The organism is Endozoicomonas sp. ONNA1, assembly GCF_024606325.1.
Lineage (GTDB): Bacteria > Pseudomonadota > Gammaproteobacteria > Pseudomonadales > Endozoicomonadaceae > Endozoicomonas_A.
In genome coordinates this window covers 1-2,103 of the sequence record NZ_JAHHPN010000150.1, presented here as the reverse complement: position 1 = coordinate 2,103, position 2,103 = coordinate 1, and the positions used below count along the sequence as shown (strand labels likewise).

The 2,103-nt window shown below is 45.5% G+C and carries 2 protein-coding genes; both read left to right on the top strand.

The genetic code is table 11. The features are described 5' to 3' along the window. On the top strand, window positions 1-1,247 hold a 1,247-nt coding region (locus tag KDK19_RS03575; RefSeq protein ID WP_257291346.1), incomplete at its 5' end, for a DUF4116 domain-containing protein. Between the two features lie 200 nt (window positions 1,248-1,447). Further along, on the top strand, window positions 1,448-2,103 hold a 656-nt coding region (locus KDK19_RS03570), incomplete at its 3' end, for a PEP/pyruvate-binding domain-containing protein (RefSeq protein ID WP_257291345.1).

The following is a 2,103-nucleotide window of genomic DNA, read 5'->3' as shown; positions in this document are numbered from 1 at the left end:
AAGAAGGCAAGTTAAAGCGTATGTGGTTTTTGGTGCAGTTACTGAAAGTGATCGAGCTGGATAAACAGGCTGGTTGCATGAAGCTAAGCTGCAACGCTGTAGCGGGTGAAATTATCGTTGAATGCTCCCGAATGAAATCACTTCCAGCCCAGCAGGATGCCTTTGAAAAACTAATCATTGCGTTAAATGGTTCGTGTAATCTGGATCTGGAATTGGAGCAGGTAGTCATTTTTGAAGGAGATCAGTGGGACTTTAACCTGCTTGCACAACGCCTTAATCGTGATATTGAGACAGAAGCCGATAGATTCGCTTTTCAACATTGTCTTTTCTCAATGTTTTATGATCATAGTTTGTACATTACTTCCAATTGCCACATTTCTCTGGCCTGCGACCAGCTATTAAGAAAACACCAACGACAGTTTATTGAACATTGTCGACGGTTGGGTGAATCAGAGGACGATCTTCGGGAAGTATTCATGAGTGACGAGATCGCTGAGGACACCCGCAGAGAACTTTTACAGCATCTTTTATTGATAGATCCGGAACATGCTATTCCATTGTTTGTGCCAGTGTATCCCCATCTGGAAGGTCAATACTATGTTATCAAACCATCCTGCAATGCCAGACTGGAGTTTGATGTCCCTCCGGATCAGTCACTTCCGGATGATAAAGAAAAGGTCAGGAATATCCTGCTTCAGAATGGGCTGTTGTATGCCAGCGAAAGGGTTCGAAATGATAAGGACGTTGTATTACCCACTATTGAAGTCTATCCAGATGACCTGAAATATGTGAGTGCAGAACTGAAGGATGATAAAAAAGTCGTCATGGCCGCAGTTACTCAGGATGGTAGCCAGCTGGAATTTGCCAGCCCAAAGCTTCAGGACAATAGAGAGGTCGTCATGGCCGCCGTCACTCAGGATGGTATTAACCTGGTTTATGCCAGCCCAAAACTACAGGATGCTAAAGAGGTCGTCATGGCCGCTCTTGCAACCTATTCAGAAGCTCTGCGTTATGCCGGCGAAAATGTACGCGGCGATAAAGAAGTTATTCAAAGCGCAATGGCTGTTGATATTGATTGTTTATGTTATGCCAATGAAACGTTATTGAATGATCGAGAGTATATGCTGGACTTAATTGAACAGAACCCCTGCACCTTCAATTTTGTTGCTTCTGATCTTGAAAATGATGAAGCTTTTATCGAGGCAGCAAGAGAAAGAAACCAGGAAGTACTTAAATACGTCTGGTAATCTGCGAATAAGGTCTTATCTATTCTGACAGTGCAAACAAACCGTGTTGCCAGCTTATTGCCGTTCTTTCTACGTTCTTTCTATTGCGTTCTTCTGGCTGACCGGTGAACTTTATAAAAATATCATGGTCAAAAGTAAACTAATTTATTTGTGCGCTAGCGATTAAATCATGGATGAAGGTTAACATGAGGAGGGATACCATGATGTTACCTGCTTGTTTTAATAAACCTGCTCATCAAACTCTGGCAACTCAGCCAGTTCAGAAGACCGGGACTGACAGTTCAGACAAAGGATACCTGAGTGATCGTAATAACAGTGACGTTACGATCTGCCAAACGGAACTCACCAAGCGCACCTGCCATTTATCTGTTTCAGGTCAGGCTGCTGGCTATTCAGCCCACGTCCGGAAAGAATTGGGGGGCAAGGGAATGTTTTTGCAGCGCATGCAGTCAATAGGACTGCGTGTCCCATCGTTCCAATGTGTTACAGCCCGAATCATCAACGCTCTTGAACAACTTCCCCTGGATACCCATTGTTTACCGCGCTATCTCCCCGGGATTGTCACTGTGCCGGGGTCAGAGAGCAGCCTGACCAACATCCGGGAACACCTGAATACCTTGCCACCTTCAGAGCACAGCAAAAAGGATGAATGGCTGGCGGGCCTGGCGCAATTTGTTGCCAGTAGTGACTTTTACGAACAGGTTAAAGACTCTGAAGTAGCCCAACACATCAGGGATCTGCGCTGTCAGCTGGACGAAAAGTCCACATCACAGCCGGTGATTGTCCGCAGTTCTGGTATCAACGAAGATAACTACGGCGATGCCCAGGCGGGCAAATACCTCTCTGAAGCTCAGGG